The 25,129-nt window shown below is 45.7% G+C and carries 23 protein-coding genes; 12 read left to right on the forward strand and 11 right to left on the reverse strand.

What is annotated here, in order from left to right; translation table 11 throughout:
- Positions 1 to 8: 8 nt before the first annotated feature.
- From ABXR35_RS15840 to ABXR35_RS15880, 9 genes are all read left to right on the forward strand, one after another.
- Positions 9 to 869, forward strand: a complete 861-nt coding sequence (locus tag ABXR35_RS15840) for a lipoate--protein ligase family protein (RefSeq protein WP_367062554.1) — start codon at positions 9 to 11, stop codon at positions 867 to 869.
- A 106-nt stretch (positions 870 to 975) separates the two neighbouring features.
- Positions 976 to 1,974: a beta-ketoacyl-ACP synthase III gene (locus ABXR35_RS15845; RefSeq protein WP_367062557.1), complete on the forward strand. Its 999-nt coding sequence runs from the start codon at positions 976 to 978 to the stop codon at positions 1,972 to 1,974.
- On the forward strand, positions 1,964 to 3,421 hold the full coding sequence (locus ABXR35_RS15850; protein WP_367062560.1) for an ATP-grasp domain-containing protein: 1,458 nt from the start codon (positions 1,964 to 1,966) through the stop codon (positions 3,419 to 3,421). Before ABXR35_RS15845 ends, ABXR35_RS15850 begins: the two co-directional genes overlap by 11 nt.
- The gene (locus ABXR35_RS15855) at positions 3,418 to 4,419 is read left to right on the forward strand and encodes an NAD-dependent epimerase/dehydratase family protein (protein ID WP_367062563.1); all 1,002 of its coding nucleotides are present in this window, start codon (positions 3,418 to 3,420) and stop codon (positions 4,417 to 4,419) included. Before ABXR35_RS15850 ends, ABXR35_RS15855 begins: the two co-directional genes overlap by 4 nt.
- Positions 4,420 to 4,535: 116 nt before the next feature.
- Positions 4,536 to 5,510: an MBL fold metallo-hydrolase gene (locus tag ABXR35_RS15860; protein ID WP_367062566.1), complete on the forward strand. Its 975-nt coding sequence runs from the start codon at positions 4,536 to 4,538 to the stop codon at positions 5,508 to 5,510.
- A complete protein-coding gene (locus tag ABXR35_RS15865) occupies positions 5,498 to 6,850 on the forward strand; it encodes a F390 synthetase-related protein (RefSeq protein ID WP_367062569.1) in 1,353 nt (450 codons plus the stop codon). The genes ABXR35_RS15860 and ABXR35_RS15865 overlap by 13 nt, the downstream gene beginning before the upstream one ends.
- Positions 6,847 to 8,061 (forward strand): GNAT family N-acetyltransferase, encoded by a 1,215-nt coding sequence (locus tag ABXR35_RS15870; RefSeq protein WP_367062572.1) that lies wholly within the window; start codon positions 6,847 to 6,849, stop codon positions 8,059 to 8,061. Before ABXR35_RS15865 ends, ABXR35_RS15870 begins: the two co-directional genes overlap by 4 nt.
- 34 nt (positions 8,062 to 8,095) lie before the next feature.
- Entirely contained in the window at positions 8,096 to 8,989 is an 894-nt protein-coding gene (locus ABXR35_RS15875) for an SDR family oxidoreductase (protein WP_367062575.1), read from the forward strand.
- 575 nt (positions 8,990 to 9,564) lie between these two features.
- A complete protein-coding gene (locus ABXR35_RS15880; protein ID WP_367062578.1) occupies positions 9,565 to 10,830 on the forward strand; it encodes an alpha/beta hydrolase fold domain-containing protein in 1,266 nt (421 codons plus the stop codon).
- A 183-nt stretch (positions 10,831 to 11,013) separates the two neighbouring features.
- Here the strand turns inward: ABXR35_RS15880 and ABXR35_RS15885 are convergent, their stop codons facing one another.
- Complete coding sequence (locus ABXR35_RS15885; RefSeq protein WP_367062581.1) at positions 11,014 to 12,168, reverse strand: alpha/beta hydrolase; 1,155 nt, start codon at positions 12,166 to 12,168, stop codon at positions 11,014 to 11,016.
- 329 nt (positions 12,169 to 12,497) lie between these two features.
- On the opposite strand from ABXR35_RS15885, the gene ABXR35_RS15890 reads away from it, so the two are divergent.
- Positions 12,498 to 13,241, forward strand: a complete 744-nt coding sequence (locus tag ABXR35_RS15890) for an IclR family transcriptional regulator (RefSeq protein WP_367062584.1) — start codon at positions 12,498 to 12,500, stop codon at positions 13,239 to 13,241.
- A gap of 117 nt (positions 13,242 to 13,358) precedes the next feature.
- Positions 13,359 to 13,958 (forward strand): hypothetical protein, encoded by a 600-nt coding sequence (locus tag ABXR35_RS15895; RefSeq protein WP_367062587.1) that lies wholly within the window; start codon positions 13,359 to 13,361, stop codon positions 13,956 to 13,958.
- An 84-nt stretch (positions 13,959 to 14,042) separates the two neighbouring features.
- Here ABXR35_RS15895 and acnA read toward each other — a convergent pair whose 3' ends face one another.
- Together acnA and ABXR35_RS15905 are read right to left on the reverse strand one after the other, a co-directional pair.
- Entirely contained in the window at positions 14,043 to 16,772 is a 2,730-nt protein-coding gene (gene acnA / locus ABXR35_RS15900; RefSeq protein ID WP_367062589.1) for an aconitate hydratase AcnA, read from the reverse strand.
- Positions 16,773 to 17,218: 446 nt separating this feature from the next.
- Positions 17,219 to 17,587, reverse strand: a complete 369-nt coding sequence (locus ABXR35_RS15905) for a DUF3139 domain-containing protein (protein ID WP_367062592.1) — start codon at positions 17,585 to 17,587, stop codon at positions 17,219 to 17,221.
- Between the two features lie 313 nt (positions 17,588 to 17,900).
- On the opposite strand from ABXR35_RS15905, the gene ABXR35_RS15910 reads away from it, so the two are divergent.
- Positions 17,901 to 19,121: an MFS transporter gene (locus ABXR35_RS15910; protein WP_367062595.1), complete on the forward strand. Its 1,221-nt coding sequence runs from the start codon at positions 17,901 to 17,903 to the stop codon at positions 19,119 to 19,121.
- Between the two features lie 7 nt (positions 19,122 to 19,128).
- Here ABXR35_RS15910 and ABXR35_RS15915 read toward each other — a convergent pair whose 3' ends face one another.
- From ABXR35_RS15915 to ABXR35_RS15950, 8 genes are all read right to left on the reverse strand, one after another.
- On the reverse strand, positions 19,129 to 19,848 hold the full coding sequence (locus ABXR35_RS15915) for an ATP-binding cassette domain-containing protein (RefSeq protein ID WP_367062598.1): 720 nt from the start codon (positions 19,846 to 19,848) through the stop codon (positions 19,129 to 19,131).
- Positions 19,849 to 19,865: 17 nt separating this feature from the next.
- Positions 19,866 to 20,645, reverse strand: a complete 780-nt coding sequence (locus ABXR35_RS15920) for a hypothetical protein (protein ID WP_367062601.1) — start codon at positions 20,643 to 20,645, stop codon at positions 19,866 to 19,868.
- 12 nt (positions 20,646 to 20,657) lie between these two features.
- Complete coding sequence (locus ABXR35_RS15925) at positions 20,658 to 21,755, reverse strand: YcaO-like family protein (protein ID WP_367062604.1); 1,098 nt, start codon at positions 21,753 to 21,755, stop codon at positions 20,658 to 20,660.
- Positions 21,756 to 21,772: 17 nt separating this feature from the next.
- Positions 21,773 to 22,801 carry a YcaO-like family protein gene (locus tag ABXR35_RS15930; protein ID WP_367062607.1) on the reverse strand — a complete coding sequence of 343 codons (1,029 nt, stop codon included), beginning with the start codon at positions 22,799 to 22,801 and terminating at the stop codon, positions 21,773 to 21,775.
- A gap of 22 nt (positions 22,802 to 22,823) precedes the next feature.
- The gene (locus tag ABXR35_RS15935; RefSeq protein ID WP_367062610.1) at positions 22,824 to 23,633 is read right to left on the reverse strand and encodes a nitroreductase family protein; all 810 of its coding nucleotides are present in this window, start codon (positions 23,631 to 23,633) and stop codon (positions 22,824 to 22,826) included.
- Positions 23,626 to 24,510: an McbB family protein gene (locus tag ABXR35_RS15940; RefSeq protein WP_367062613.1), complete on the reverse strand. Its 885-nt coding sequence runs from the start codon at positions 24,508 to 24,510 to the stop codon at positions 23,626 to 23,628. The genes ABXR35_RS15935 and ABXR35_RS15940 overlap by 8 nt, the downstream gene beginning before the upstream one ends.
- A 62-nt stretch (positions 24,511 to 24,572) precedes the next feature.
- Entirely contained in the window at positions 24,573 to 24,770 is a 198-nt protein-coding gene (locus ABXR35_RS15945; protein WP_367062616.1) for a hypothetical protein, read from the reverse strand.
- Positions 24,771 to 24,825: 55 nt separating this feature from the next.
- Positions 24,826 to 25,023 (reverse strand): hypothetical protein, encoded by a 198-nt coding sequence (locus ABXR35_RS15950; protein ID WP_367062619.1) that lies wholly within the window; start codon positions 25,021 to 25,023, stop codon positions 24,826 to 24,828.
- Positions 25,024 to 25,129 lie beyond the last annotated feature (106 nt).

Genomic DNA, 25,129 nt, shown 5'->3' on the forward strand with positions numbered 1-25,129 from the left:
ACAACGCAATGGATGAACAGCAATATAAGCAGCATGGAGATGAACGCTATAGATTATCAACGGTGCCGGAAGGGCTGGAGCAGGCGATCTGGTACAAAACGCCGCTGCTGGGCAGCGATGTGTCCATATTAGAGCCGATGGCTTGGGAAGAACTGATGTGCCGTAAAGTTGGGCTTGGGCATCCCCCCGTTATTCATATGTGGACGCATAGTGATGCGATGACTATCGGTCTACGTGATCGCCGCTTGAGCGGAGCAGTGCAGGCGATGGAGCTATTTCGGCAAGAAGGGACATCGGTAGCAGTACGAGCATCTGGTGGAGCAGCAGTTCCACTGCATCGTGGTATTCTCAATCTGTCGATTATGCTGCCAAATCCGCGTAGTCGGATCAATATTCATGACGATTTTCGTTTTATGGCAGAATGGATTAGCCGAGCGGTACATCCGTGGACTACGGACGTGCAGACGGGTGAGGTAGAAGGCGCTTTTTGCCCGGGGGATTATGATATTGGCATTCATGGACGTAAGTTTTGCGGGATTGCTCAACGTCGGCAAGCCAAAGCGTATATGATTACCGCCTTCGTCATTGTGAACGGGCATGGCGATGAGCTGGCAGCACAGATTCGCCGCTTTTACGATCTGGCAGCCGGACCGGAGGATGCCGATAAAAATTATCCCATCGTTCGCTCCGGTACGATGGGTGGCCTGGATGAATTGGCAGGCGTGCCGTCGGTAGAGAGTTATATGGAACAATTACAAAAGCTGTTGAATCATGGTCAACTGGCGAAACTGCAATCCACGCACAGCGTATTGGATGAGCAGGAGGTACAGAAAACGATGCAGGAACTGCGCACTCGTTATGACGATTAGCTAGAAGTAGTAGGACAACGAAGGCATATAGATAGATGTAGACCACATGGACAGAGAGAGCACATATACCAATAGACAAGTATTTTAAACGATTAGAGGGATCAGTATGCAGCATCGAAAAGTAAAGATCTTGGGTACAGGCAAATACATGCCTAGCAAGGCAGTGACGGACGAACAGGTAGACCTTCGTCTTGGTGTCAAAGCAGGCTGGGCAGCCAAAGCGGGCGGGGTTGGAACACGTTATTATGTGAGAGAAGGCGAGACGGCTTCGTACATGGGAGCCGAAGCGGCAAAGGCTGCACTGCAAGCGGCAGGTCTAGAATTTGGCGATATTGATTGTCTTGTTTGTACAAGCGGTACGAAGGAGCAGCCGTTGCCAAGCACAGCGTCGTTTATCCAGCAGGCGCTGGGACAGCAGGATTCTGGTGTACCGGCATTTGATATAGACGGCACATGTCTAAGCTTTGTATTCGGACTAGACACGCTATCGTATATGGTCGCTGCTGGACGGTATCGTCATGTGCTGCTAGTTGCTACCGAGGTAGCATCAGCGGGCTTGGATTGGAGTCACAAGGAAAGTGCGGTATTGTTTGGCGATGGAGCGGCAGCGGTTGTCATCGGTCCATCTGCGGCAGATGAGTCGTCTGGCATTGTGCATACGTCGCTGCATACGTATAGTCGTGGAGCACGCTATTCCGAAATTCCGGGCGGCGGTACACGCTTTCCACCGGGCGATACACGGAATATGGATAATGCGTATCTGTTCCAGATGGACGGGCATGGTATTTTCAAAATGGCATCCAAGCTGCTGCCAGACTTTGTGGACGAATTGCTGACTGGTGCGCAAACGAAGATGGAAGATTTCAAGCTGGTGATTCCGCATCAGGGAAGTGCGATGGCGATGCGTTTGATGCGGAAAAAGCTGGGGATCGGCGAGGAACAATTCATGAACATTACGCCTAACCACGGCAATACGATTGCGGCGTCGATTCCGATGGGGCTGCATGAGGCGATTGTGCAACAACGAATCCGCCGCGGCGACCGCATTCTGTTGATCGGTACAGCTGCCGGTCTATCACTGGGAGGCATGGTGCTTGATTACTGATAGGGATTCCGCTGAGCTACAACGAACCATTTTGCTGACTGGCGGGCGTGCTCCGGCGACGCTAGAACTGGCACGTTTGCTGCATCAGGCGGGGCATATTGTCGATGTTGCTGAAAGTCTACCACAGCAGCTGTGCGCTTGGTCAAAAGCAGTACGGCGCAGCTTTGTGGTACCGCCACCACGTCAACAGCCACAAGCGTATATTGATGAATTGGTGCGGATTGTGAAGCAGCAGCAGATTGATTTGCTGATACCGACGTGCGAGGAGATTTTCTATGTAGCGCATGGTCGTGAACAACTGCGACAGGTGTGCGAGGTGCTGGTTCCCATGGCAGATCAGATGCGTTCGCTGCATCACAAGGGCGATTTTATTCGGCTTGTTCATGCGGCGGGAGTGGATGTACCGGATACGATGGTAATCAGTAGCGCAGAGCAGTGGGAAGTGGTACAGCAGGGGCATTGGAGCAGTCGATTGCCGCTATCCGATTCTATGCAAGACTTGGATGCGATGTATGATGCACCTAACGTTCATCCCTCTCGCTCGCTTGTATTCAAGCCTGCCTATTCGCGTTTTGCTTCTAAGGTCATCATGCCTGCACATAATGTAGCCGTGTCCGATCATTCTGCCATAGTTGATGATCAAGCTAAACGGTCCACAGCTCCATTTATTCCAGCGCCAGATGATATTTCGGAACAGCAACCGTGGATCGCACAGGCTTATGTGCCGGGAGAACAGTTATGTACATACAGTATCGTATATGAAGGAATGGTTGTGGCTCATGCCACCTATCAGAGTCGTTATCGCAGCAGTGAATCAGGAGCAAGCGTGCATTTTGAAGCGCTGGATTGCCCCGATACACTGGCATGGGTACAGCGCTTGGTGCAGCAGTGGAGCTTTGAAACCAATACGGCTGCTCCGTCATCTGATGATTCACACATGAATAATACAGCATCACCCACCAGCCAATCATCAAAAAAGCCGCTATCACCTAGCACATTTAGCGGACAACTGAGCTTTGATCTGATTCAGGAGCGGGAGACAGGCAAGCTCTATCCGATCGAATGCAATCCGCGGGCGACGAGCGGGATTCATCTGTTTCGCGCAGAGGATGGATTGGATCAGGCGATTACTGCGCCGCACCTCCTCGTGAAAAAAGGGCAAATGATCACACCGCAGCCCGGCAGACGGGTGATGCTGACTTTACCTATGCTGACAAGCGGCTGGGGACGAAGCTGGAGCAGCGCGCAGTGGAAGCATTGGCTCAAGGCGATGAAGGGATCACAGGATGCGGTATTTCGCTGGCAGGACCATAAGCCCTTTTTCGGACAATTTGCACTGGTCTGGGCGGCGCTTCGTATCAGCAGGCGAGAACAGATTACGATAACGGAAGCGCTGACGCATGATATTGAATGGAACGGTCAGCCGCCGGAAAGGAGCAGTATATGACCAAAGCACTTGTAACGGGCGCAACTGGATTTCTCGGCAGTCATCTGGCATATCGTCTGGCACGTATGGGCTGGGAGGTCACGGCAACTGGGCGTAATGAGCAGATTGGTCAGCAGTTGGCGGCGGCAGGGATTACTTTTGTCGCTGCTGATCTGCGCGATCGTGAGCGGATCATGAATGCATGTGCTGGACAGGATTATGTATTTCATTGTGGAGCGCTCTCGACGCCGTGGGGCAAGTATCGTGATTTTTACGGCAGCAATGTCGAAGGCACGGCGCATGTGGCGGACGGCTGCCTATCTGCTGGGGTAAAGCGATTGGTGCATGTCTCGACGCCAAGTGTGTATTTTGACTATCGTGAGCGCCGAATGATCTCGGAAGCCGATCCGTTGCCAGAGCAGCCTGCCAATCATTATGCAGCGACCAAGCTGGAAGCGGAGCAGTTGTTGAAGCGCTATCGGCGTGAGCAACAGCTACCGGTGATTATGCTGCGACCGCGTGCGATCTTCGGACCGGGTGAGCAGGCATTATTGCCGCGCTTGCTGCGTACCAATGCACAATCCGGCGTGCCGCTGCTCAATGGTGGGCAGGCGGAGATTGATCTGACCTATGTGGATAATCTGCTGGATGTGATGCTGCTCTGTTGCGATTCTCCAGCATTCACGCTAGGACAGGTGTACAATATTTCGAATGGGGAAGCGATGCCGTTTGAGCAATTGGTGCGGCGATTATTCAACTTGCTGGATATTCCGCTGCGGAGTAATGTGGTTCCGTACAACGTTGCCTACAGCGTAGCGGCAGTGCTAGAGACGATCTATCGGATCTTGCCGCTATCTGGTGAACCAGCGCTTACCCGCTACACGGTCGGCTCCATTGCGGTGCCGCATACGCTGGATATTAGTCGAGCACAGCAAGAGCTGGGTTATACGCCGATTGTCAGTGTGGACGAGGGCTTGCAGCGATATGCCGATTGGTGGAAAAGCAGTGGGCAACAATAAGGAAGACACGTATACACATCGCTACATCAAGCGGTGATGTATTGCAAAATAGTAGGTAGAAGACGAATGCGACAAGACGGAGCGATGATCCAAATCGAAAGCGAGGTGCAGTCCCCATGAAGCATAGCAATGTATCCCTGTGGCTTGGCGCTGCGGGATATTGCACACATCCAGAGATATTGACGATTCGTGGTGGAACATGGCGTCCGACAGCATTCCCCGCGGGCTTTGCCTGTATTCAGCATCCACAGCATGGGATGATCTTGTTTGATACGGGGTACAGCATGCGCTTTTTTGAGGAAACGCGCAGATTACCGCAGGCGTTGTACCGTTATTTGACCCCAGTGGTGTATACCGAGCAGGATCATAGTGGCGTACAGTTGGAGCAGGAAGCAGGCGTGCGGGCAGAGGAGATTCGATATGTGATATTGTCCCATTTTCATGGGGATCATATTGCGGCGGCGCGAGATTTTCCGAATGCACAGTTTATATATTTGCAGGAATCATATGCGGCGGTGAAGCGGCTAAATACGTGGAATGCAGTCCGAGCGGGATTTTTGGCAGGATTGCTGCCGGATGATTTTGAACAGCGATCCTTGCCGTTTACCCGCAGCGACCTGCAATACGATCATGAGCGGCAATTGGATGAACGAACCCAATCGGAGCAGAGTGGGAATGACGGATATGCAGCTGGCGGCTTAGCGACTACGATATTATCTACGTTGGCTACTCCGTTTGGTGTGGCGGCTTCTGTACTGCCCGATCTGGGCGTGCCGTATTATGATGTGTTTGGCGATGGCAGTATTCGTGCCTTGGAGCTGTCCGGTCATGCAGAGGGGATGATTGGTCTACTGCTCCATGCGGGTGGGGAACCGTATTTGCTCTGTGCCGATACGGTGTGGAGCAGCCGTGCCTTTGCTGAGAATCGTCGTCCGCATCCGTTAGCTGGCTTGATCATGTCCAATCGTCAGCAATTTCGCAGCAATATGGATCGTCTGCGCCGCTGGCATCTGAAATATCCGCAACTGCGCATCGTACCGACCCATTGCAGGGAAGCGCTAGCGATGTGGGGAGGGAGATGGCTGAAATGAGCGTGCTGCGCATTGTATATCATTACTGGCAAACGAGACAACGACGCAAGCGCTGGACCAACCGTCAGGCGCTGGAACGATGGCAGCAGCGGCAGGTACTGCGCCATATTCGCTGGGTACGCGCCCATTCTTCGTTTTACCAACGGCTCTGGAACGGGATGGATGATACGGAGTGGTGCGAATTCCCGTTGATCGATAAAAGCATCATGATGGAGCATTTTGATGTGCTGAATACGGTTGGGATCACGCGCCAGCAAGCGCTGGATACGGCGCAGCAGGCGGAGCAGACGCGCGACTTTGCACCGGTGCTACATGGGGTGACGATTGGTTTGTCGTCGGGTACATCGGGCAATCGGGGGATCTTTCTCGTTAGTCCGCAGGAGCAGGACGCGTGGACGGGCAATGTGCTGGCGCGGCTGCTGCCCGGTAGCTTGCGGGAGCGACATCGGATTGCCTTTTTCCTGCGGGCGAATAGCAATCTGTATGAATCGGTGCAGCGAGGAAGCTTGCAGTTCCGTTACTTTGATCTGACGCTACCAATGGATCGGCATATCACTGATATGCAGCAGTATGGGGCGGACATCTGGGTTGCGCCGCCTTCGCTGCTGCGAATGCTGGCAGAAGCAGCAGCGAATGGCAAGCTGACCGTTGCACCGTCCAAGCTGATTTCGGTTGCCGAGGTGCTTGATCCGCTGGATCGTCAGTATATTCAGCAGGTCTTTGGGCAAACGGTGCATCAGGTGTATCAATGCACCGAAGGCTTCCTTGGCACCAGCTGTGAGCATGGCACCATTCATCTGAATGAAGATGTGGTACATATCGAAAAGGAATATATCGACGAGGAGCGGCGGCGGTTTATGCCGATCATTACGGACTTTTCGCGTAGAGCACAGCCGATTGTGCGCTATCGGCTGAACGATATTTTGACGGAAGCGGCGGAGCCTTGTGCATGCGGATCAGTATATACGGCGATTGAGCGGATTGAAGGGCGCTATGACGATATTTTGTATCTTCGTCGTGTACATGAGCAGCAGTTAGATGGGCAGCATGCGAATGCGCAATATGTTCCACTATTTCCCGATCTGGTCACCAGGGCGATTATCGCGGCATCGCCAGATATTCAGCATTATCGGGTCGTACAGCATGATGCCGACCGATTGGATATTTCGTATCGGTTGCCACAGGGGATGGATGCTGAGGTGGAGCAACAGATACGGCAACGCATCGAGCAGCTGTGTACAGGACTAAACGGACATATGCCACAGCTTGTATTCAGCGAGTATGATTTTGTACCCGGACTGGTTAAATTACGCAGGGTGGAAAGAGGCTGGAAGCTATGAATCCTTCGATGATACGTAGGCATGATTATCCCGATGTAGGTTGTACAAGTTCCGATGAGGTTGATGTGGAGATTCGCTGGTATGACCAGCTGAATCGACATGAGATCGTGTGGCAGGATACCGAATACGGGCAATATGCGCGCAGCTATCTACTACCGCTATTGGAACACGGCACAGCCTCGCTATTTGCCAATGTGCAGACGCAGCTGCGTATTCTGACGGTGGATGGCATTCCACTACCGATTACCGTGAATGATGCACAATATGATAATTCCTACGTCTGCTCTCCATATACGCATTATGTCAGCTATGCGCAGCAGGAGCTGAGTATGCTAAAGATGCCATGGCTGGAAAAGGGGCTATCGCTGCTGCTACGCGGCATTGGCGCAGGCATGCGGGCAGCGCATGTTAACCGAGTGGTACAGATCAATAATTGGCTGCTATCCACCAATCTATATCCGACACTCACCGAGGCGCAAATTGAAAAGGTACAGGCGGAAGTCAACGCACAGTATCCACGTCATGTGATCATCTGGCGCTCCCTTAATGAAGTGACCACGCCAACACTCTGGCATACGCTACGTACGAGGGGCAATCGTTTCATACCAAGCCGTCAAATTTATCTGTTGGATCATACTCATATCCCTTCCAAGGCGCGCTGGATCATCAAACGCGACCGCAAGCTGATGGACACCTTCCAGTATACGGTGGTGCGTCCGCATGAATGGATAGAGGACGATATTCCGCGTATGCTAGAGCTGTACAATATGTTATACATTAAAAAATATTCGATACATAATCCGCAATTTACGGCTGCCTTTTTGCGACTTGCGCTGGAACAGGGAACCTTACAGCTATATGGATTGCGAACCGAAGCCGAAGGGCGGCTGGATGCGATTTTGGGCTTTTTTGCCCGCGATGGTGTGATGACCACGCCATTGTTCGGATACGATACATCCTTGCCAGCGGAAACAGGGCTGTACCGGATGTTGTCCGTATTGCTGATTGAATTGGCAACAGAGCGTGGTGATCTACTGCATGAAAGCTCCGGTGTTGGTCAATTCAAGCGCAATCGCGGAGCATACGGAGCGCTGGAAGTGTCTGCCGTTTATACTGCTGGACGAGGACTGTCGGTACGCTGCTACTGGTGGTTGCTAGAACAGCTGCTATATCGAATCGGTGTGCCGATCATTCATAAAATGAAATTTTGAGCAGCGATTGCATCAAGGGGAAGGGAGAGCTACCATGTCGACTTCGTTTCAACAGCAAGGGGTTCATCATGCTCCATCAATCGACGGCAAACAAATCGTGCTGATTACTGGCAGTTCCAGCGGCTTCGGGCTGCTGACGGCAATTACGCTGGCGCGTCAGGGCTGGCAGGTGATTGCTACGATGCGTGATGTATCTCGCAGGGATGAACTGGATCGACAGGCAGAAGAGGCAGGTGTACAGGGGAATATTCACTGTTTGCGTCTGGATGTGACAGAGCCTGAATCTATCGGCGAAGTGCTGTCTATCGTTATGAAGCAGTACGGACGGCTGGATGTGCTGATTAACAATGCGGGCTATGCGGTAGGTGGCTTTATCGAGCATGTGCCGATGGACGTATGGCGCGCGCAATTAGAGACGAATGTGTTTGGACTGATTGCGGTGACTCGTGAGGTGCTGCCGATCATGCGGAAGCAGCGTAGTGGACAGATCATCAATATTAGCAGTATCAGTGGCATTGCTGCTTTTCCGGGGTATGCGCCGTATGCGACATCCAAATTTGCCATCGAGGGCTTTAGCGAAAGTCTGCGTCATGAGATGGCAGCGTTCGGCGTTCATGTGGTGCTCGTCGAGCCGGGCGCGTACCAAACTGCGATTTGGAGCAAAGGATTGGACGATATTCATACCGGAGCAACAGGTGAACCTTCTCCATATGAACGTCAGCTTGACAAGATACTGGACTACTCTCGTCATTCTGCTGAGCACGCGCCACATCCGCAGCAGGTTGCCGATGTGATCGCTCGCATTGTACGCAAACGAAGACCGCGTTTACGTTATCCCATTGGACGTGGTAGCGGTCTGTTGGTATGGGCGCGCCGCTTGTTACCTGCTGGCTTGCTAGAATATATAATCCAGCGCGTATTGCGTTAAAATACGTTATTCCGTGATTAGATTACCGCTGCATAGGTTAATACTAGAATGGGCATGAGAAGCTGACTGATGCAATCGTCGCTAGCCCTTTTGTAAAAACTTCTGTACACAAAGGTGAGAACATTGAATAACACATATAACAGCAAGAAATATGTCGCATGTAACAAATGTGGGCACGAAATTCAAAACGTACTGGAACATGTAAAATATGTATTGAATGGTCATTGCGAGCACTGCGCGGATGCTCCTGTGCACGCTGCTATGACGCTGAAGCATACGTCCTGAAACGATCGCAATGCCGAAGACGATCGACCATATGAATGATAACCGTCCCTAACTCTTCCTATTACAAACTATAGCTGCAACGACAGTGTTGCTGCATCCATTACCATATATGCTTGTTCAAAGTCTGATGCCGGCTGCAAGGTCGGAGATCAGACTTTTCTGCATCTATAGGAAGAACTTTTATAAATATAAAAGAAGTGTAGGGTAAAGCTTAGACGCTTCATAAAGGGATGTTTCAAAGCATACATTCCTTATATCCTTTATTTATCTATCTATCAGGAGGACCCTACATGATCATTCCAACTCGTCGCACTCATCCTGTAATAACGATTCTTCGTATTGCCACACAATCCATTATTTTGTTGTTCGCCGGATTGCTGGCGTTGTGGGCGATTCTGGCGCAGCTACTAGCGATTATTCCTTCGCAGTGGCTAGTGCCTGTGCTGCGCTTTGGTAGCGCGCAAACGGTCATCTTGACCATTTCTATTATTCGTGACGGCATGGGCGTGTATGGTGTCATCTACACATTCGTCCCACTCGTATTGCTGTTGCTGCTTCTATGGTGGTTCCGACGCAAACCGCGTTGGCTAAAGGTATTGGTTACGTTATGTGCCGCAGCGTTTGTCGTCAGCCTGATTACCTATATCAGTCTGGTGGTGACGGTAGCGCGCGAGGGGGGCGGTGTCCATGCCTTTGCGCCAGCTACGATGCAGATGCAGCAATGGGGCAAGCCCGATCAGACCTTGACCTTTGGTAAGCCGGAGGGAACGCCGTTGAAGGCAGATTTATATATGCCCTCAAAGGCTTCCGCGTCAGCCACACCAGATGGTAAAATACCTGTCGTGGTACGTGTGCACGGCGGCGGCTTCACATCAGGCGATAAAGCGCCAACGCCGTATAATCGGTTTCTAGCAGATCATGGGTATGCGGTGCTAGATGTACAATATCGACTTGCAAATCCGCAGCAGCATACATGGCAGACCGAAGTGGGCGATGTCGGCTGTGCGCTGACTTGGCTAAACACCAAGGGCGCCGACAATTACCCGCTGGATCTTTCGCGGGTCGGCATATTCGGTGACTCGGCAGGCGGGAATCTGGCAATCAATGCAGCATATATGTCCAATAACAGTACTCTTCAGCCGACCTGCGGTAGTAGCAGTGAGTTACCCCATATTAAGGCAGTGACGGCGCTGTATCCAGTCGTCAATATGGTTGTTGCACAGCAGCAGTCAGCGATTGGGTATACCGTAGGGCAAAGCTATATAGGCGGTACGCCAGCGCAATACCCAGAACGATATGAATTTACTGCTCCGATGACCCATGTGAGCAAGCAGGCACCGCCCACGCTGATTATTCAGGGCGGACGAGATCATCTGGTGCTGCCGAGACCAGTGCAGGAATTCGCGACACAGATTGCCGAGAAGGGCATCGTTACACGATATATTGAGCTGCCATTTCTAGATCATCAGGCAGGAGATGGATTGTCTACGATCACGGTAGGCACGCTAGCACAGCAGCAATTTCTGCTAAGTTGGATGGATCAGTATGTAAAATAAAAAGCTAGGCAGAGTATGAATTGGATTTGCTGCATCCAATATACCTAATTCAGTAGAAAAAGCGCTCATTCTTCCCATGGGAGGAATGAGCGCTTTTTATTATTTAGAATGTGATTGATTGAAAAAAGAATGCGATGGATTAGAAACCAAGATTGATGATCGTAGCATAGATAGCCTTTGAAACTATTCTGTCGGATTACTGCTGTTTTCCTTAGTATCCGTAGATTGCTCCGATTGGGACTGCTTCTCCGCTTCCGATGCCGGAATCGGTACAGAGTCGGTAGTCGGATTCGTTTCATTACCACCTGTAGCATCATTCAGCATAGGCTCGTTGTTCACTTCATCCTCGCCCGCCAGATTCAGATTACTGAGGAAGTTGGACACATTGCGCAAATACTCGCGCGGATGCTCGCGGAATTCCAACTCATGGTGCGCCCCCGGAATAATCCATACTTCAGAATTCGGGTTCGTCTGGTGCGAGGCGAGCAATTGAGCAATCTGGTACGGTGCCTTGCTATCCTGCGTCCCGTGGATAAAGAAGATCGGGAACGGATAATCTTTACTTTTTACCTGTTGATACGGAATCTGATTCAGACTTGTGCCGTTAACGATCGGCAACAGGAATTCCAGAATCTCAATCGATGGATGCTGCGGCAGATCCAGCTGCTGGCGGATATTGTAGTACAGGGTATCCGGCTCTAGCAGGAAGGTGCTATCTAGAATCATCGCATCCACTTGGTCAGTCAACAGACCTGCCTGTAACGCGGTTCCGGCTCCCATGGAAAAGCCCCAGACAACCAGCTCCTGCGCACCGCGCTGCTTGGCCAGATCAATAGCGCCTAGCAGTTGCTGTGCTTCCTTTTTGCCGCCCGTGGCGACTTCCTTGTTCGTTTTGGCTGCGAAGCCGTAGTCGAACATAATCACATTGAAATTCAGTCGATGGGCGTAATGGGCGAGGTCATACATCGGAATCCATGTTTCCTCACGGTTCGCACCATAGCCATGACTAAAAATAATCGTTTTGCTAGATTTGGTTTCAGCCGGGATATACCAGCCCTGCATCATCCGGCTGCCATCGCGGGCAGGGAATGTAATGTCTTCGTACGCCATGTTTTTCGCCTGCATCGGGTTGGAATAGACGCTGGCTACCGTCGGATTGGACAGTACCCAAGCGATGTACGCATGCAGCGCGACAAAGCAGAATAAAAAGAAAAATACGATAGACAGCAAAAAGGCGATAATGATGTGCTTGAAGCGTAATTGCCGCGTTAGCACAATCGGTGTGTCTTCATGCTCGGATGATGGGGTCCCGTTATTCGGCTCGAGAGTTGTAGACATATGGGCCCTCCTGAAAAATATCGTTCCATTTCATCATTGTTCATTTTCATAAGTATTCATTGTAACAAAGACCTTTTTACGACTCCAGTATACCGTTTGAAGATTACAGTATTATATCGTCCTATTTTCCTTTACCTTTATAGATAGCTTCGATATAATTTATGTAACCAGGTTTCATTCAGTGAAACCAAATGACTGTATGTAGAGACATGGACCTTACGGTATGGAATTAATACCTATGATCATACGGCAATCGCAGGAAGATGGCAAAGGGCTGCCGAGTTATGGGTAGTCATCACAATAATGGACAGCCAATGGAGGCGAATGCAATGGAAGACCGCAAACTGACTGTGCGCGCTGTAGAGCGTGCGCTTGATATACTACTTTGTTTTACCCGCTCCGGCGATCTGGGACTCACCGAAATCGCTTCAGAGATCGGACTGCACAAAAGCACTGTCCATCGTCTGCTGGCAACGCTAGAGGATAAGGGCTTTGTTGTGCGTAATAGCGCGACTGACAAATACCGTCTGGGCATCAAAATCTGGGAGCTATCGACACATCTGTCTCAAAGCGATGATCCAGCGACGATGCTGCTGCCGGATATGGAGCAGCTACGCGATCGGTTAGGCGAGACGATTAGTCTGTACATCCGTGATGGTGCTGAGCGTCTGCGCATTCAAGCTGTGCAAAGCAATCAAGCCATTCGCCGTGTGGCTCCGGTCGGCGCACGCTTGCCGCTGACCGTCGGCGCATCCAGCAAAGTGCTAGTCGCCTTTTCTGGGGAATTGGAGCGTGAGCAAATTCTGAGCACAGCTGAATGGCCGACCAATGTCGATCCGGTGCTGTACCGTCAGCAATTGGAGGAAGTGCAGCAAAGCGGCTATTCTACCAGCTACGAGGAGCGCGAGCCGGGAGCAGCAGCGGTTGCTGTACCGGTGTTCGACAGTGCTGGACAGCTGCGCGCATCGCTGTCGTTATCGGGACCCGTTAGCCGATTATCGCTGGACAAGCTGCATGAATATGCGCCTGTGCTGGTTGAGGTGGCACATGATATGGGCATCAAGCTTCGCTAAGTGAAATGATAAATTGGAAACATAAATATGTAAAATAATGTATCTAGAGCAACATTTCTGTCTATCTGGTGTGTGTAAAGTATACGCACCCATTGTAGATAGGAGGTTGCTCTTATTATGTTTTCAGCTATTTATAAAACCTGTACCTCACCACCGCTTCTTTTTAAAGGGCTGGCGGTCCTTGTGCTGCTGCTTATCAGCTTATCGCCACTATACACTGCTCAGCCTGCGTATGCTTGTAGCTGCGCCCAAACCTTCGATGTAGCGGGGAAAATGAAGTATGCAGACACGGTATTTGCCGGGCAGATGACCAATGTCCGGCAAACGGTATCGATCTCCGAAGATCAGCCGCTATTGTACACGTTTAAGGTACAACAGGCATGGACGGACAATGTGCATGAGCAGACGTCAGTCATCACCAGTCGTGAATCCGCTTCCTGTGGCTATGTATTTGAAAAAGGGAAACACTATCTCGTCTACGCGCACACTCAAAATGGTGAATTGAAAACCGATATGTGCATCGGCAATGTCGTATACGATACCGCAGCTGCTCAAACCGATCTAGCACAGCTTGGCGAACCGCATACACTATTACCGGGTAGCAATCACATACTGGGTGGGAATCGGATGAATGTAGCTATCGCATTTCTAATCTTATTGGGACTGATCGCATGGATCTGGTTGTATCGCCGTCGACATTATCGCCGTATATCGTAACGGATTGCATGAAAAAGCCCGCTGCCTCCATAAGGAGCAGCGGGCTTTTTGGTATGCTATCGTGTATGCCAATGGGCAGGTGAATTATACGGTTTCACCTTTGTTGGCGCTCTTCATCATTTGACGCAGAACGGTTTGCAGGATACCACCGTTATGGTAGTAATCTACATCCACTGCGCTGTCCAGACGAACGGTAACAGGGAATTCAAACGTAGTGCCGTCTTCGCGTGTAGCGGTAACGTTCAGCGTTTGACCCGGTTTTACATCGTTGTTCAGACCGACAATATCGAATACTTCGGTACCATTCAGACCCAACTGTTTCCAGCTGTAGCCTTCTTGGAATTGAAGCGGCATAACGCCCATACCCACCAAGTTACTGCGGTGAATACGCTCAAAGCTTTCGGTAATAACCGCTTTGACACCTAGCAGGAATGTACCTTTGGCTGCCCAGTCACGGGAACTACCTGTACCATACTCTTTACCAGCGATCACGACCAGATTCTGACCTTCTGCTTGGTAACGCATGGAGGCATCGTAAATGGACATCACTTCGTCGGTTGGCAGATACTTCGTTACGCCGCCCTCTGTGCCCGGAGCCACTTGGTTACGGATACGAATGTTGGCAAATGTACCGCGCATCATAACTTCATGGTTACCACGACGGGAGCCGTAGGAATTGAAGTCTTTGCGTTCTACATTGTGCTCTTTCAGATACTGACCTGCTGGCGAAGATGGCGAAATGTTACCCGCTGGCGAGATGTGGTCAGTTGTTACGGAATCGCCCATCAGCGCGAGTACGCGTGCATGGCGGATATCTTGAATGTCGTTCATGCCTTTTGCCACGCTTTCGAAGAATGGCGGGTTCTGGATGTACGTGGAATTCGGGTCCCATTCGTACAGTTCGCCCTGTGGTACAGGGATATCGTTCCAGCGTTTGTTGGCAGTGAAGACATTTTCGTAACGGCTGCGGAACATTTCAGGGCTGATCGACAGACCGATCGCATCGCGAATTTCCTTCGCTGTTGGCCAGATGTCTTTCAGATAAACTGGCTCGCCTTGTGGATCATGTCCGATTGGATCGTTTGTCAGGTCAATGTCGACTGTACCAGCAAGCGCGTAGGCTACAACGAGCGGTGGCGAAGCCAGATAGTTCATTTTCACCTGAGCATGGACACGACCTTCAAAGTTACGGTTACCGGACAGCACGGAAGCAACGGTCAGATCGTTATCTGCAATCGCTTGGCTTACTTCGTCTGGCAATGGACCGGAGTTACCGATACATGTTGCACAGCCGTAACCAGCAAGGTAGAAGCCGAGTTGTTCCAGTGATTTGTCGACGCCGGCTTTTTGCAGATACTCGGTAACAACCAAGGAGCCTGGAGTCAGACTTGTTTTCACATAACCTGGTACAGTCAGACCGCGTTCGACTGCTTTTTTAGCAAGCAGACCTGCGCCGATCATAACGCTTGGGTTAGAGGTGTTCGTACAGCTAGTGATCGCTGCAATGACAACTGCGCCTGCGCCCATTTCGCTTGTTTTGCCGTTAGGATGTTGAACTTTGATCTTCTCGGCAATTTTTGCGTCGGACAGACCGTAGCCGCCGGATTCAACCGGTGTGCGGATCGCTGTATTGTAGCTCAGTTTCATATCAGTCAGTTCGATACGGTCTTGTGGACGTTTTGGACCTGCAAGACTCGGTACAACGGAAGCCAGATCCAGCTCGATTACATCGCTAAATACCGGATCAGGAGTTTCAGCTGTACGGAACATGTTTTGTGCTTTGTAGTAAGCTTCTACCAGTTCTACTTGGTCATCAGCACGACCTGTGTTGCGCAGGTAGAACAGCGTTTCGTCATCGACAGGGAAGAAACCGATTGTTGCGCCGTACTCTGGAGCCATGTTGGCAACTGTCGCACGGTCAGCCAGACTGATGTTGCCCAGACCCGGACCGTAGAACTCAACGAATTTGCCGACAACGCCTTTTTTACGCAGCATTTCGGTAACAGTCAGCGCGAGGTCGGTTGCAGTTGCACCTTCGCTCAGGCTACCTGTCAGTTTGAAGCCGATAACTTCAGGCATAACGAAGTACAGCGGTTGACCGAGCATACCAGCTTCGGCTTCGATACCGCCGACACCCCAGCCGACAACGCCCAGACCGTTGATCATGGTCGTGTGGGAGTCTGTACCAACGAGGGAATCTGGGAATACTTGCGTTTCGCCGTCAACTGTTTTGGTTGCTGCGACGGAAGCCAGATACTCCAAGTTTACTTGGTGAACGATACCAGTGGATGGAGGTACAGCACGGAAATTATCAAATGCCGTTTGCGCCCAACGCAGGAAACGGTAACGCTCTTCGTTACGTTCAAATTCAACATTTACGTTATATTCAAGTGCATCCGGTGTACCGAACGCATCTACCATGACGGAGTGGTCAATAACCAGGTCAACCGGTACAAGCGGGTTGATCTGCTTCGGATCGCCGCCCTGACTTTTTACAAAATCGCGCATAGCTGCCAGATCGACAACGACAGGTACGCCAGTGAAATCCTGCAATACGATACGTGCAGGGATAAATGGAATCTCTTTTTCCTCACGGCCTTCAGCCCATCCCGCGAGTTGTTTTACATGCTCCTCAGTGATCGCGTGTCCATCGAATTGACGAACAGCTGCTTCCAGCAATACGCGAATGGAGAATGGAAGCTTATCAATGCTGGAAAACCCTTGCTCTTTCAGCGCTTCAAGGCTGAAATAACGGTAACTTTTGTCTTTCACTTTCAGTTCACGGCCAACGGAAAATGAATCTTTAACGGACATAGATGAACCTCCTTGAATGAAATACGGCTTTACAAGTTACAGGAAAAAATAAACATGGGTGAAAAAAGAGTCAATCTGGCGGAAATGATTCTGGATATACAGAATCTAAGTTTCGCAGAGTGAAACTTGATTTCAAAATTAACCACTACTACAAGTATACCGTTTACATGAGGGCGCGTAAAGTTATTTTTGGGAAGAAATTGGGATTCTATGGTTGATAAAACCTATAAAACAAAAACAAGTTCCTCATTCGCTGGGAACTTGTTTTTGTTTTGCAGATTGGATGTGGATATAGAAAGCGGATCAGTCGCATAGGATGTGTAGATCGGTTGTTTGAGTATATCTGCATTATTCGTCTGCTTCTTTATATATGTAGAATAGTATCTGTTCATGGGTAGATTACGGTTGAAGAGGCTATATTCATGGAAAAGGATACAACATCGTTTCTATTGATCTCCATGAACATGCTTGTTATTCCGCGTCTGACCATTCAAAATTTGCTCATTCCCATCAATATGATACTCGTATACATTTTGCGGCTCGTCTTTAAATACAACCATAGCAGCATACGCATCCTTGTCCGTTTTGAACGAGTACGCACCTTCCACACTTGCGATGTCATCCGTTGTATAGCCTTTTTTCTCTACCAGATATTGCTTCACTTCATGCGCTACCGCGTATGTTTTAAACGGATTGCCATGCAGACCTACATATACGGCGGACGAACCGATTATCACCACGGCAGCCAATCCACCGAGAAAAGGAATCAGCCCCTTCGGAATGTCATACTCTTCTTTCCATGTTTTCCAGCTCATTTGCCAATCACCTCCTATGTAAATGGTACAAAAAGCTTGGTTCTTATTGCAACTTTTGCCATGATCCTGCTCCACCAAAGGGAAGATGAAGGATGCTGTTTGCGTTGCGAAGGTCTTCGTTTCTTCCATTCCTTCCAGTTCATTTTGGCAAAAACAGGGTGGAGTGTAGGGAGTCGGGTAAATAATAGAATATGCTGATCCAACACTATATGCTCACCCTATAGTCAAATCTCAGATTATAAGATTCGGTAGGCAATCTCCAATCTCTTTTCTATCCATTCCTCATGACATAAAAGGAAGCGGAGGCGCACAGATGCAGCAAGCAACTCGGATGAATGATCAAGACAAGCGGCATGGATTGACCGCATTGCTTCCATATATCGTCGCAGCCGTCATCGCTCGTGGAGCGGACGCAGGCGCTGGAGTCGGGCTGGTGCTGTTAGCTTCATCGAATCAGCAATTGGCGCATCCGCAGCTAACTGGCGCGCTGCTGGCAGCAGCCTTAACCGCGCCGCATGTGCTAGGACCGTTAACCGCTCGCTTATTGGATCGGGCAAACGATCAGCGGCGTGTGCTGGCTGCTGCTTCGCTATTATACGGATTGTTCGTGCTGCTCACTGCTTGCACGGTTGGACAGATTCCGTTGTTCGTTTCGATTGTATTTGCTGCTTGTGCAGGGCTGTGTGGTCCGTTACTGACTGGTGGACTCAGCAGTGTGCTGTCGGGATTGGTGCAGGGAGATGAGCAGCAGCAGCGCCGTGCGGAAAGCTGGGATGCACTCACGTATGGCATTAGTGGTACACTTGGGCCAGCAGCGGTGGCAGTGATAGCGACGATGTTCAGTCCGCTACTGGCGCTAATTCTGCTCTCGGTAAGTGTGCTGGTGGCGGTAGTGCTGATTCTCTGGCTACCTTTGCAAAGGCGAGATCCACATACCAAGGAGAGTGCCGTATCATCGGAGCAAGGTGTATTCCATATTTTGCTGCATACAGGACCGCTGCGACGAGCGATTATAGTGATGATGGCGGCGGCATTTCCGGGTGGGGCGATCTCTGTCATCGCCGTTGCTTTTGCCTCAGCGCAGTTGGGAAATTCGGCAGGCGGTGGCTGGCTGGTAGCAGCGTTTGGGCTGGGGAATCTGGCGGGATCGCTGTTGCTGACGCTGTTTCCGCTACGTGGAGAGCCGGAGCGTAATATGCTGCTGTATACAGCGCTGGTGGCGGTTGCCTTTGGCATTTGTGCATTGGCGGCACAGACGTATGTGGCGCTGCTATTGGCATTGGCGGTGGCTGGTGCGGCGAATGCGCCGTTTTTTGCAGCGACGCTCGGTGTGCGGTCGAATTACGCGCCGGATCATGTGCGAGGGCAGGTATTTACAGGGATGGCAGGCTTTAAAATTGCCAGCAGCTCAGCAGGCACAGCGCTTGCGGGTGTGTTGACTGGATTCGGTGCGCCATTGCTGCTGCTTGCTGGCGGTATTGTGGTTGGTGTGGCATATGGCTATGCGCTGCTGGATCGGAAAAGGAGCAAGTAAGAATTATTTACTGAGAGTCAGAATGAATCATATGATAAAATGCCATATCAGGATCATCACTATCATAGTAATCTAAAAATTCTTGGTAAGTACCTTGGAACTCAAATTCTCCATGATGAAGTAAATGCAACTTACAAGGATAGTTTTTAAGCTCATGTAGTGTATGTGTTGAAAGCAAAACTATCTTTTCAGGATCATTAACCAGCTTTGTAATTCTATTTAGTACACGTACTCGAGCTTCAGGATCTACACCTGAAGTAGGTTCATCAAAAATATAAAATTTCCTTTTAATTAAAGTTATAGCTAGTATGCTTAGATATCTACGCTCACCTATAGACATATTTCCGTATTTAGTATTCCAAATATGATTCATGAAGTTGACTTCATTTTTACTCATATCTTCATCAGTATAAGGTTCATTTTTTATTTTTAAATTACTAGAAATATCAGTATATAAAAAGAAGCGAAATAAATCTTTTCCAGTTAAAGTGGTTGGGAAAAATAATCCCTGTAATTGATAAATAATATCTTTATCAGAAGGCAAACCAGTTATAGTTCCTTCTGTTCTAATTATACGAGTTAAAATATCAAAGAGTGTTGTTTTTCCAGCTCCATTTTTTCCAATTACTACATTAATGACACCAGGACAAAAAGTTACTGATATGTTTTTCAGTATATGATGAGGGGAATTTTCATATTTATAACTCAAATTATCTATAGTTATCATGCTGTAAACTCCTTTATTTAAGTGCGTTGAGTAATAGATGATACTTTTATATATGGCATAGATAATATTCCTATAAGTAAGTAGACAATCAATATACATATGATTAGCGGGAGTGAGTGTACTGGAATTGAAGTTTGAATGATTAAATTAGATAATTCAAAAATAAATTGTCGTATAACTTCTAATGGATTAAAAATAAGCATTATAATTTGGATTGTGTCTGGCAATTTAAAGTTATTTGCAGATATTAAAAAGAAACATAGTATAATTATGTTTAATATTGTAATTAATGATTCTTGTTTAATTGGCAAGAGAAGTAAGCTAAGAAAAAATAATGATAAAGGTAAAGCTGTAATTAGAACTACTAAAAGTACAACTGAGATAAGCATTACAAATTCAATAGGATCTCTTATAAAGATTATACCTATAAAGCCTGAAAATATAAGGCATGCCATAATCATTGTTATTATTTGTGTTAGAACTTGAGCCCATATAACGATATACTTAGATCCTGAAATGAACTTAAATACTTTAAAAGCACCTGTCTCACGTAGACGAATCAAACTTACTGAAGCATCGAGGGAAAGTACAAAAATAATATATGCTACAAAAACACTAAATTGAAAATAGAATTCTCCACTCTCAGGTTTGTTTAAAAACCAACTATAGTGTGAGAAGAAAAAGAGTGCAGTAGGTAATATTAGATACCATAAAAAAGTGATTTTACTACTTATAATCATTTTGAAAAAGAGTATTATATATTCTTTTAATACTCTTTGATAAATATAAGCTTTCATAAAATTAATCTCCTAACCAAAAGGAATAGTTTGATAAATATTTGGGTATGTTGTTGATTTCATTTTTTTTAAAAAAGGAATGCTTTCTGGATTGATTGTTTTTGTATGCATATGTGGAAATCCTTTAGTAGTTAAAACTTTAATTATTTTTGTATTTATATTTAAAAAAACAGGAGGAATATAACAAACTATAAAGTCTAAGCCGATATCTTCAAAAATTTCTTTGGTTATCTTTTGTAAACTCATTTTTCTATAGGATTGATATAAATTAAAGTTGTCGATAGGTAAACTATTATCAATTAAATAACTGAATTGTTTTACGAATTCTTTTGTATCTAATTTTTTGAAAAAGTAATTACCATAATAGTAGGGATCATTTTCTGATAGTTCCTCATATTCACTTCCCTCTTGTTCGACTGTTATATATTGAAATAATTCTAGCAAAGCTCCTTTGATTGCATCAGAATAGTTCCAACCAGCGCTTACTCCAGTGCCTTTAGTAAATTGCCCATATCCTAAACATACAATTACTTTTACAGATTTATGTAAGGATATATCAAAAAAATGCAAATGATTTGTATATTTTTGCGCAATAGAGATTAATTTCTTTAAGGTGTAATCTTTTTCGATTTTATTTAATTCGATTTTTTTTCCGGCTGATTTGGTTAACCAATTATAAATTAAGGATTGTCGTTCAAAACATTCCAAAAAACCTGAATTTATAGAAGAATCAGAATCAACATGACTGGCCAAACCACAACTATCATTAAAGAAATCCTCTGTTTTATAATCTTTGAATACAGAAGATTTAAAAGATAAAAGAATGCGATGGATTGGAATAGCTTGTATGTCTCCAGTAGCAAGGTTGATTCCTTGTATATTTTTAGTAGTAAAGCGATTATTATTTGTAAATAAAGAAATCCGTTCTAAATGCTCTCCTATTGCTGCTTTTATGGTGTTTTTTAAATGAATATTAGAAGCAGAGGCCACAACACCATGTTCTTCAAATGGGACAATTTCACATGTTTTCATTGATTCACGAAAGAGACTTCTTGTAACATGCATATGGTTTAAAATAAAAGGTGTTCCAATATTCGGTGTCAAATACATATTAGCTCTCCTTAATGTTAAGTGACTATACAATCTGGTATTTTAGCCATTTGTTCACTTTTTAAATTTATAGTATAAACATTCATAGGATTATTTAGATTTATGTTTTTTTTAGAAGGAATGTGATTATACATATATGGTGAGAAAATCTTAATACATTTTAAATGCTTTGAAATGCACTGTGTCAGTGGAATTAAATAAATCTTTTCAATCCATGGTGGCAAAGTATCTAATAAATCAGGTATATGCTTATTTTGACTTTTGTAGGAGAAAATCTGATTTATTTCTTTTGCTGTAGGAAATTGATTTAGATAGGTAAGAATATTTTCTGGGGATTCTGAATAAGTCCTATAATCAGAATCATTTCGATAAAACAGAAGTAATGATTCATTTTTCCAAAGTAGTAAATAAGCTTCGTTGAAAGAATGTTGTAATGCTTCTTCAAAACAAAAAGAAGACCCTACACCACTGCTAACTATAATGTTTTGATCTATAACGATTGTATAAACAATATGAAGTGGGTGAAAAAAATCCGATTCAAAAACCATTAATTTTTTAGTGTTATTTAAATGATTAAAAACAGTATTTTTACTTAATGACTTTACCTCTTTTAACTGTTGATTCGTAATTCTATGTCCTTTTTTTCCATACCAAAATAAAAACAAAGCATTTTTTTCAATTAATTCTAACAAAGCAGAGTAAATTGCGGATTTTGATGAGTAATGCGCAGCACTTCCAGTTGTATCGGTAAAAAGGTCTTCTTCTTGATTATACGTAGCATAATTACTATTAAGTACTGCAGGTTTATTACTTATTAATTCAAATGCATCAATATATGGTGTGTTATTAATATTTCCAAACATCAATGCTCTTCTTTCAACAATTTCTGAGAATGCTTTTTTAATAGATAGCTGTTTATTTATATCAATAGCTGAAGCAGTATCGGGACCAATATATCCATTTTTTACTGTGTTTCCAATTCTACATATTGAAGTGTATATAGAATTCTCTATAAATTTTGATTGCGGAATATTAAAATGATCCATAAACCTCATATGCAGCATAAATTCACGTCCCTTCGGTATAACCAAACCATTGCAGTAAAGTGATGGGGGCTAACTTAACATTTAAACCCGAAAGATAAGTTAATTGGTTATCATTAAAACCTGACCAACTTACTTCTGCTAAATTTGTATCGAATTGATGCAAACATTCTTTAAAGCATTGTGTCATAGCTCCAATTTCTATTAGTGCATGTCTATAGCCTCTATAACGATATTTGAATAAAGCTTTTCGCATATCTATACTGTACGCTATACATGTATCTGACAATGTTTCTGTAAACATACAGCAATCTTTTTTAATAAATAATGCTTCTTTCGAAGACCAAGACTTAATTTGCAAAAGTTGATTACTCTTTTCGTTGTAAGCATAAACACCTGGAAGAGCATAATCTTGTTCTTTAAATATGAGCAATAGAGGCATAACAGGATATAATGCGCCTGCAGAAGGATATTGTTTAGAGTTGGATGCTTTTCCTCTACCAAATGCATTGTACAAAAGATGAGAAAGATGTTCTAAAGTTAATTGTTTATCTTTAGATAAAGTTCTATTGCTACTAACTTTATCGTATCTATCGATTGGCAGAAGATTGATTGTATTCTCATAATAACTAGGTAAAGTATCTGTATTCTCAATTGTGTAAGCCCAGTCCAATACTTCTTCAGAAATGTATTTATGTCTTTTTGAAGCTGCTAAGGTAAAGTTACCTGATTGATGAAATTTACTGACAATATTTTCGATTTTTGAAGGTAAGTATTTGTACATATAATCTGTAAGAGATCGTTCTACTGTATTAGTATCAAGTTTGTTATTCATAGCAATCACACAACTCCCAATGAAGAGAATAGTCAGTAAAAACTTTCCCAGACTGTAGATCAAACATAGTACACTCTTGAAACTCTTCGTTATTGATTGTTAACTCATCATAATCCACAATATGTTTATAAATAAGTTTACTTAGCATAGAAGTTATTTGTAAAAGTTGATTTTTATTTAAATGCATATAAATTGAAAATTTGGGGTTATCATAATAAATAGAGTCTATAATTTGTTGATAAGTAATTTGATTGTCTGTATTAACCCGCAATTGCGATTCTATATGCCCCATATGACAAAGATGACATGGGACATACAAATCTGGGAAATACAAAGAGTCTATATAAAAATTACTATTGTATGTATAGCTCATTAATAATAAAGATCCGCTTGTTTTTCTTAAAGCTTCTCGAATAGCAAATGCTAATTTTTTATTATAAGGATTAAGAAAAACCACTATCAAAGAATTATTAGTAAAATTTGCAATGTTGTTGTCAACAGAAGAGTGATAGATTAATTCTTTGTTTTCTATATTTAGATCTTGAAAATAAGTTTTTTCGGAAAGTTCAAGAAAATCTTTGTTATTGCTAAGAATACTCAAATTTTTAATATCATAGTTTAAGTGCTTTTCTTCAAGAAGAACAGCGTTCTCAATTAAGAATGTAATAGCTTGATGGCATTGCTCTTGAAAAGTATTCTCTAATGTAAAATATGTGACGATTTTATCATCTTGAGTATCCCACTCTGTTATAAGCTCAATCATTCTGGGATCGTAGATTTTGACTATACCTTTATTATGCATTACTACCAATTCATTTGGAGCTAAAGCATAAATCACAAAGCTATTAATCGAAAATTTTTGATTTACATCATACATGTAAGTTCCCTCCGCATTTTAAACGCGTCTGTTGCTTGTTATGAGCAACAGACGCAATGAAATTAGTATTTTTTACTGCTATCTGCGCCGCCGCCGCCGCTAACACAGCAGCAAGCGAGTATACAGCTGACATTTACACTGCCACTACCACTACTATTTCCGCCACTACTACCAGAGCCTTTGAATCGAACAGAGCCTTCTCCAAACATTCCAGCTGACATAGTCTCGTACTTATTAGATTCTTTTTTTCCGATGTACATAGTATCGCTCCTTTATACTACTTTCGAAATATGTGTTTAAAAACTTGGGTAATGATTAGTATTTTTTACTGCTATCTGCGCCGCCGCCACCACTAACACAGCAGCAAGCGAGTATACAGCTGACATTTACGCTGCCACCACCACTGTTATTTCCGCCGCTACCACCAGAGCTTTTGAATCGAACAGAGCCTTCTCCAAACATTCCAGCTGACATAGTCTCGTACTTATTAGATTCTTTTTTTCCAATATACAAAGCAATCACCTCCTTTTCGAGGATAATATACCAGTATATTCATATCGGTGTCAAATTTACTAAAAACCAAACTTTTTTTGCAGCCATCCATCTGAACATTTATACT

The sequence above is a fragment of the Paenibacillus sp. JQZ6Y-1 genome (assembly GCF_040719145.1).
Lineage (GTDB): Bacteria > Bacillota > Bacilli > Paenibacillales > Paenibacillaceae > Saccharibacillus > Saccharibacillus kandeliae.

Coding starts and splice junctions, on each gene's coding strand:
- ABXR35_RS15940 (WP_367062613.1), bottom strand. CDS start 24,510: ATGTATGATGTAAATCAAAAATTTTCGATTAATAGCTTTGTGATTTAT.
- ABXR35_RS15855 (WP_367062563.1), top strand. CDS start 3,418: ATGACCAAAGCACTTGTAACGGGCGCAACTGGATTTCTCGGCAGTCAT.
- ABXR35_RS15905 (WP_367062592.1), bottom strand. CDS start 17,587: ATGAGCTGGAAAACATGGAAAGAAGAGTATGACATTCCGAAGGGGCTG.
- ABXR35_RS15840 (WP_367062554.1), top strand. CDS start 9: ATGGATGAACAGCAATATAAGCAGCATGGAGATGAACGCTATAGATTA.
- ABXR35_RS15875 (WP_367062575.1), top strand. CDS start 8,096: ATGTCGACTTCGTTTCAACAGCAAGGGGTTCATCATGCTCCATCAATC.
- ABXR35_RS15870 (WP_367062572.1), top strand. CDS start 6,847: ATGAATCCTTCGATGATACGTAGGCATGATTATCCCGATGTAGGTTGT.
- ABXR35_RS15910 (WP_367062595.1), top strand. CDS start 17,901: ATGCAGCAAGCAACTCGGATGAATGATCAAGACAAGCGGCATGGATTG.
- ABXR35_RS15935 (WP_367062610.1), bottom strand. CDS start 23,633: ATGAATAACAAACTTGATACTAATACAGTAGAACGATCTCTTACAGAT.
- ABXR35_RS15890 (WP_367062584.1), top strand. CDS start 12,498: ATGGAAGACCGCAAACTGACTGTGCGCGCTGTAGAGCGTGCGCTTGAT.
- ABXR35_RS15860 (WP_367062566.1), top strand. CDS start 4,536: ATGAAGCATAGCAATGTATCCCTGTGGCTTGGCGCTGCGGGATATTGC.
- ABXR35_RS15895 (WP_367062587.1), top strand. CDS start 13,359: ATGTTTTCAGCTATTTATAAAACCTGTACCTCACCACCGCTTCTTTTT.
- ABXR35_RS15845 (WP_367062557.1), top strand. CDS start 976: ATGCAGCATCGAAAAGTAAAGATCTTGGGTACAGGCAAATACATGCCT.
- ABXR35_RS15930 (WP_367062607.1), bottom strand. CDS start 22,801: ATGGATCATTTTAATATTCCGCAATCAAAATTTATAGAGAATTCTATA.
- ABXR35_RS15865 (WP_367062569.1), top strand. CDS start 5,498: ATGGCTGAAATGAGCGTGCTGCGCATTGTATATCATTACTGGCAAACG.
- ABXR35_RS15885 (WP_367062581.1), bottom strand. CDS start 12,168: ATGTCTACAACTCTCGAGCCGAATAACGGGACCCCATCATCCGAGCAT.
- ABXR35_RS15945 (WP_367062616.1), bottom strand. CDS start 24,770: ATGTACATCGGAAAAAAAGAATCTAATAAGTACGAGACTATGTCAGCT.
- acnA (WP_367062589.1), bottom strand. CDS start 16,772: ATGTCCGTTAAAGATTCATTTTCCGTTGGCCGTGAACTGAAAGTGAAA.
- ABXR35_RS15880 (WP_367062578.1), top strand. CDS start 9,565: ATGATCATTCCAACTCGTCGCACTCATCCTGTAATAACGATTCTTCGT.
- ABXR35_RS15920 (WP_367062601.1), bottom strand. CDS start 20,645: ATGAAAGCTTATATTTATCAAAGAGTATTAAAAGAATATATAATACTC.
- ABXR35_RS15925 (WP_367062604.1), bottom strand. CDS start 21,755: ATGTATTTGACACCGAATATTGGAACACCTTTTATTTTAAACCATATG.
- ABXR35_RS15915 (WP_367062598.1), bottom strand. CDS start 19,848: ATGATAACTATAGATAATTTGAGTTATAAATATGAAAATTCCCCTCAT.